Source organism: Planktotalea sp. (assembly GCF_049680325.1).
Taxonomy (GTDB): domain Bacteria; phylum Pseudomonadota; class Alphaproteobacteria; order Rhodobacterales; family Rhodobacteraceae; genus Planktotalea.
Genome location: NZ_JBAUHO010000044.1, coordinates 1 through 5,114 on the forward strand (window position 1 = coordinate 1; position 5,114 = coordinate 5,114).

General features: G+C 56.8%; 7 protein-coding genes and 1 pseudogene. 7 read left to right on the top strand and 1 reads right to left on the bottom strand.

Features of this window, described 5'->3' with window-relative positions; genetic code table 11:
• From WBC85_RS01945 to WBC85_RS01955, 3 genes and pseudogenes are all read left to right on the top strand, one after another.
• A pseudogene (locus WBC85_RS01945) lies at positions 1–229 on the top strand (MFS transporter); the annotation flags it as partial.
• A 17-nt stretch (positions 230–246) separates the two neighbouring features.
• Positions 247–1,119: a 50S ribosomal protein L11 methyltransferase gene (locus WBC85_RS01950; protein WP_424433000.1), complete on the top strand. Its 873-nt coding sequence runs from the start codon at positions 247–249 to the stop codon at positions 1,117–1,119.
• 109 nt (positions 1,120–1,228) lie between these two features.
• The gene (locus WBC85_RS01955; RefSeq protein ID WP_424433001.1) at positions 1,229–1,582 is read left to right on the top strand and encodes a hypothetical protein; all 354 of its coding nucleotides are present in this window, start codon (positions 1,229–1,231) and stop codon (positions 1,580–1,582) included.
• 129 nt (positions 1,583–1,711) lie between these two features.
• Here the strand turns inward: WBC85_RS01955 and WBC85_RS01960 are convergent, their stop codons facing one another.
• Positions 1,712–1,918, bottom strand: coding sequence for a DUF1127 domain-containing protein (locus tag WBC85_RS01960; protein WP_424433002.1), 207 nt, complete (start codon positions 1,916–1,918; stop codon positions 1,712–1,714).
• A 343-nt stretch (positions 1,919–2,261) separates the two neighbouring features.
• Between WBC85_RS01960 and ruvC the strand changes: the two genes are divergently transcribed.
• The 4 genes from ruvC to WBC85_RS01980 all read left to right on the top strand — a co-directional run.
• On the top strand, positions 2,262–2,768 hold the full coding sequence (gene ruvC / locus WBC85_RS01965; RefSeq protein WP_424433003.1) for a crossover junction endodeoxyribonuclease RuvC: 507 nt from the start codon (positions 2,262–2,264) through the stop codon (positions 2,766–2,768).
• Positions 2,765–3,433, top strand: a complete 669-nt coding sequence (ruvA, locus tag WBC85_RS01970) for a Holliday junction branch migration protein RuvA (protein WP_424433004.1) — start codon at positions 2,765–2,767, stop codon at positions 3,431–3,433. The genes ruvC and ruvA overlap by 4 nt, the downstream gene beginning before the upstream one ends.
• 3 nt (positions 3,434–3,436) lie before the next feature.
• On the top strand, positions 3,437–4,462 hold the full coding sequence (ruvB, locus tag WBC85_RS01975; protein WP_424433005.1) for a Holliday junction branch migration DNA helicase RuvB: 1,026 nt from the start codon (positions 3,437–3,439) through the stop codon (positions 4,460–4,462).
• A 45-nt stretch (positions 4,463–4,507) separates the two neighbouring features.
• Positions 4,508–5,114, top strand: a 607-nt coding sequence (locus tag WBC85_RS01980; RefSeq protein ID WP_424433006.1) for a hypothetical protein, incomplete at its 3' end; no start/stop codon positions are given.

Genomic DNA, 5,114 nt, shown 5'->3' on the forward strand with positions numbered 1-5,114 from the left:
CCAAGACATCGCGCCGACGGCTGCGGTTGCCTTTACGATCAACCACATTGCGGCGGTTTTTCTGCCGGCTTTGCTTGGATATCTGTGGCTGGTATCGCCCTCTGCGGTGTTTATCGTCGCGGCGGGCATGGCCCTTACGTCATTTGCGCTGGCGCTGCTGATACCGCGCCATCCCGAGCCGGGGAATGAGACACGCATGGGCGCGTTATTCGCCCGGCTCGCACACTAGAACCAAGGAGACGCCACATGATTACATATACGGCATTGACCACCCTAATGGGCAAAGATGGCGCAGAGCGTCTGGGCGAGGCAATGGAGCGGCTTGACCCCGAACCCACAGGCGTGGGCGTGTTTGAGGTCGAAGACGGGTCCGGTCTGTGGGAAGTTGGCGGATATTTCATCGAAGCGCCAGACACCAGTGCGCTTGATTTGCTGGCGGCTGCATTCGGCGCAAAACCCTTTGTAGTCTCGGAGATCCCCGAAACCGACTGGGTCGCGCATGTAAAGCGCGAACTAGCGCCTGTCCAAGCAGGGCGCTTTTTCGTTTACGGAAGCCATGACGCGGATCAAGTGCCCGAGGGCTGCGAGCCGTTGTTGATCGAAGCGGCAATGGCCTTTGGCACGGGTCATCATGGCACGACGCTGGGCTGTTTGCGGGCATTGGATCGCATCGCGGGTGAAGGTTTTGTTGGCAAAGCCGTTGCTGACATCGGCTGCGGCACTGCAGTTCTGGCGATGGGCGCGGCGCGCATTTGGCCGAACGAGGTTTTGGCCAGCGATATCGATGAGGTTGCTGTCGACGTTGCAAAGGTAAATGTGGCGGCCAACGGGCTGGACGGGCGCGTGCGCTGCGTCGAAGCGGCAGGCTTTGACAACCCTGAACTAACCGCTGCCGGGCCGTTCGATTTGATCTTCGCCAACATTCTAAAGGGGCCGCTAATCATGCTTGCACCCGATATGGCCGCGAATCTCCAAGCGGATGGCTACATGATTCTATCTGGAATCCTGAACGAGCAGGCCGATGAGATTGTGGCGGTTTATGCAGGATTTGGCATCAATCTGACCCACCGCGAAGAGATTGGTGAATGGACGTCACTAACGCTTCGCAAACAGGTCTAATTTGAATGGCATTTAAGGCCATATCGCCGCATTTGCCATGGTTTTGCCACATTTCGGTAGTAGAAAATAAAGCATGAGTTAGGTGGGGGCCTATTCACCGGAGGCTGTCATGGGATATTCCCATCTCCAACAGAAGTCAGGTTTTGTGATCTTGTCCGAACGCGATCGTCGGGCGAATGCTAACTACGTCACCATCGTTGATAAAAACGGTTTGATTCAGGTCGTCCCGCGTCGCAAGTCGCGCTCTCAAATTTCTGCACCTTTCAAACTGCTCGCGCTTTTTGCAGTTCTGCTCATTGTATTTAAAGCGCTTGCATTGGTGAATGTCGGTATCGTCGACTACGATGCGGAACTGGCAGTTCTGCAAGCTGGCAATATGTTCGAAAAAGCAGGGGCGTTTGTTTTGAAAATCGACCCTGTGACACAGGCGATCTACCAGCAGGTTGGTCCGCTTTTGAAATAGTCGGATTGCGCAATCTCGCAGGGCTTGGATCAGTGCCTTGTTTGAGAAAAGCGATCGGGCAAGAGAAAAGCCGCTGCATTTTCATGCAGCGGCTTTTTTTGTGCAGCGGCCCGAAACGGGCAGCTTACATTAGACGTTGCGTGCACCAGCTGCGACGTCTTCAATGTTACCACGGCAAAGACCGATGTCTTCCAGTTCACGGTCTGTCAGCGCGTTCAGCGCTTTGCGTGTCTGGCGTGCGTCGTTCCATGTCGCGAGTGTCGCAAACAATGTGTTCAGCGCGGCGAACCCACCGTTGGAGACGTATGCGGAGCGGGTGTTGTCAATAACAGCCATAATCGTATTCCTAAGTAGCGGACCGCCTAACAGGCTGGTCATTTGATTGCGTTCTGAAGGGGCAACTAGGAGAGTCAGCCAGCACTGACAACTTATGTTTATTGCAAGGGTCGTATGCATTTTCTGCATAGCGGATTCTTTGGTTAATCCCTTTAAAAATATGGCTAAATCGTGGCGGCGAGAACGTCGCATTCGGTAGCCACAGCGACGAATTTGACCGTTGGGCGACTTTGTCGTGTCGCTTTCGGCTTGCCTGTGGGTAAAAGCGACATTTTCGCATTAACCTTTCCTTTTGTTCGCGTTTCGTGCTAGTGCATCAAAAAAACAACAGGTGCAGAGCAGCATGCGCGTTTTAGGTATTGATCCGGGCCTTCGAAATATGGGCTGGGGCGTGATTGAGGTCGATGGTAGCCGGATGCGCCACCTCGGAAACGGGGTTTGTAAGTCCGAGGGCAAGGATTTGAGCCTGCGCTTGCTGTCATTGCACCGCCAGCTCACAGACGTTTTGCATCATTTTCAGCCGGACACCGCAGCGGTCGAGCAAACCTTCGTCAACAAAGATGGTGCCGGTACGCTCAAGCTGGGTCAGGCGCGCGGGATTGCATTGCTTGTTCCTGCCCAGGCAGGACTTGAAGTTGGCGAATATGCCCCCAATAAGGTCAAGAAGACGATCGTCGGAGTTGGCCATGCGGCCAAGGAACAAATCCAGCACATGGTTAAGCTTCAGTTGCCCGGCGTTGTCCTAAATGGGCCAGACGCGGCAGATGCGCTTGCGATTGCCATGTGCCACGCACATTATACGCGCTCGACACGGGTGTTAGAGCGGACGAAACAGGCGGTTAGCGGATGATTGGCAAGCTTTCAGGACGGATCGACTATCGCGCGGCAGATCATGTTCTGATCGACGTGCGCGGCGTTGGATATATGGTCTATTGCTCAGAGCGCACGCTCGCAGGTTTGCCGGGCGCTGGCGAGGTCGTGTCGCTCTACACCGATCTTCTGGTGCGCGAGGATTTGCTACAGCTTTTCGGCTTTACCACGCTTGTCGAAAAAGAATGGCACCGTCTGTTGATGAGCGTGCAAGGGATCGGTGCGAAAGCATCGCTTGCGATCCTTGGCGCGCTTGGCGCGGACGGGGTCGGGCGTGCAATTGCTTTAGGCGATGTGACTGCGATCAAGGCGGCAAAGGGTGTCGGGCCTAAAACGGCGCAGCGCGTCGTGATCGAACTAAAAGACAAAGCGCCCGGAGTTATGGCGATGGGGGGCGGCGCGCCAGCAACGGCGATGGGCGAAGTTCCTGCATCTGACGATTTCGACGTGATCGAAACACCGACCCGCAAGATCACCGCGCCAACGGCCTCGGCGCAGGCCGAAGCCTTGTCCGCCCTAAGCAACCTCGGCTATTCGCCTTCAGAGGCCGCAAGCGCCGTGGCAGAGGCCGCAGGCACGGATCCAGAGGCGGACACATCCGCGCTTATTCGTGCCGCCCTGAAGCTTCTGGCACCGAAAGGCTAGGGCATGATCGAACCTGACCCAACGCTTCGCCCCGCCGAACTGCCCGAGGACTTTGACCGCGCTCTGCGCCCGCAAGCGTTGGATGAATTCATCGGCCAAGCAGGCGCGCGCGCAAATCTGAAAGTCTTCATCGAAAGCGCCCGCCGCCGCGGCGAGGCGATGGATCACACGCTGTTTCATGGCCCCCCCGGATTGGGCAAAACAACGCTGGCGCAGATCATGTCTCGCGAACTTGGTGTATCCTTTCGTATGACATCTGGTCCTGTGCTGGCGAAAGCGGGCGATCTGGCGGCGATCCTGACCAATCTGGAAGCGCGCGACGTCTTGTTCATCGACGAGATTCACCGCCTTAACCCCGCGGTTGAAGAAGTGCTTTATCCTGCGATGGAAGATTTCGAGCTGGATCTGGTGATCGGCGAGGGCCCTGCCGCGCGAACCGTGCGCATCGAATTGCAACCCTTTACGCTGGTCGGTGCCACGACGCGGCTGGGCCTTTTGACAACGCCGCTGCGTGATCGCTTTGGTATTCCCACACGGCTTGAGTTTTATACTGTGGATGAGCTTCACACAATTGTAGAGCGCAACGCGCGCAAGCTGGGCGCCCCCGCGGATGAGGGCGGTGCGCGCGAGATCGCCAAACGTGCGCGCGGTACACCGCGTATCGCAGGGCGTTTGTTGCGCCGTGTTGTGGATTTTGCTGTGGTCGAAGGCAATGGCAAGGTCACCCGCGAATTGGCTGATATGGCGCTAACCCGTTTAGGTGTCGACAAGCTGGGGCTTGATGGGGCCGATCGGCGATACCTGACATTGATCGCGGAAAACTATGCGGGTGGTCCTGTCGGAATCGAAACGATTTCGGCGGCCCTGTCGGAAAGCCGCGATGCCTTGGAGGAAGTGATCGAGCCGTTCCTGTTGCAGCAAGGCTTGATCCAGCGTACTCCGCGCGGGCGAATGCTGGCGCAGAAGGGCTGGACGCATCTGGGCATGGCCGCGCCGCGCCGCCCCGATCAACCCGAGCTTTTTGGCTGAACCGGCGGGCGCCTTCGGCGAGAGTTTAAGGGCAAAATGAAGACGATGTTGGACCAAAAAGAAATTGAGGCGCTGTTTACGCGCAAAGATGGACGTTACTCCTTTGCGCGCTGGGGGCGGGCCATCTCGCCCGTTGTGTTTGGCGTGACGGATGAAACGCTAAAGGTTGTCAAAGGCGCACTTGAAGCGGTGTGTCTGGTCGCCAATCACCATATGGCGGAAACCGACCCGGAACTTGGCAGCAATGCGATGTTCTTTTTCTTCACGGATTGGGCCGAACTTCTGGAGGTGCCCAACCTTGATAAACTGGTGCCGGACCTTGCTGCGATGGTGGCGCGGGTGTCTGCTGGCAATGCCAATCAGTACCGCGTCTTCAGGTTTGATGAGGATGGCGCGATAAAAGCGTGTTTCTCGTTTATCCGAATGGACGCCGCGCTTAGTGATTTGCCGGCTGAAACGCTTGCGCTGAACCAAGCCGTGCAAATGATGGTGCTTTGGTCAGACACCGCATTTCTAAAGGCATCCCCTTTGGCGGCTATGCCTGATGGCGGGGTGATCGTGAAGCCGGAGATTTCCGGGCTTTTGGCGGCTGCCTATGATCGGGTGATGCCTGTGGCGGCCAATGATCCGAGCCATGCTTTGCGCCTTGCAG

Excerpts from the sequence above, each read along its gene's own strand:
- WBC85_RS01950 (WP_424433000.1), top strand. The coding sequence starts at position 247 with ATGATTACATATACGGCATTGACCACCCTAATGGGCAAAGATGGCGCA.
- WBC85_RS01955 (WP_424433001.1), top strand. The coding sequence starts at position 1,229 with ATGGGATATTCCCATCTCCAACAGAAGTCAGGTTTTGTGATCTTGTCC.
- WBC85_RS01960 (WP_424433002.1), bottom strand. The coding sequence starts at position 1,918 with ATGGCTGTTATTGACAACACCCGCTCCGCATACGTCTCCAACGGTGGG.
- ruvC (WP_424433003.1), top strand. The coding sequence starts at position 2,262 with ATGCGCGTTTTAGGTATTGATCCGGGCCTTCGAAATATGGGCTGGGGC.
- ruvA (WP_424433004.1), top strand. The coding sequence starts at position 2,765 with ATGATTGGCAAGCTTTCAGGACGGATCGACTATCGCGCGGCAGATCAT.
- ruvB (WP_424433005.1), top strand. The coding sequence starts at position 3,437 with ATGATCGAACCTGACCCAACGCTTCGCCCCGCCGAACTGCCCGAGGAC.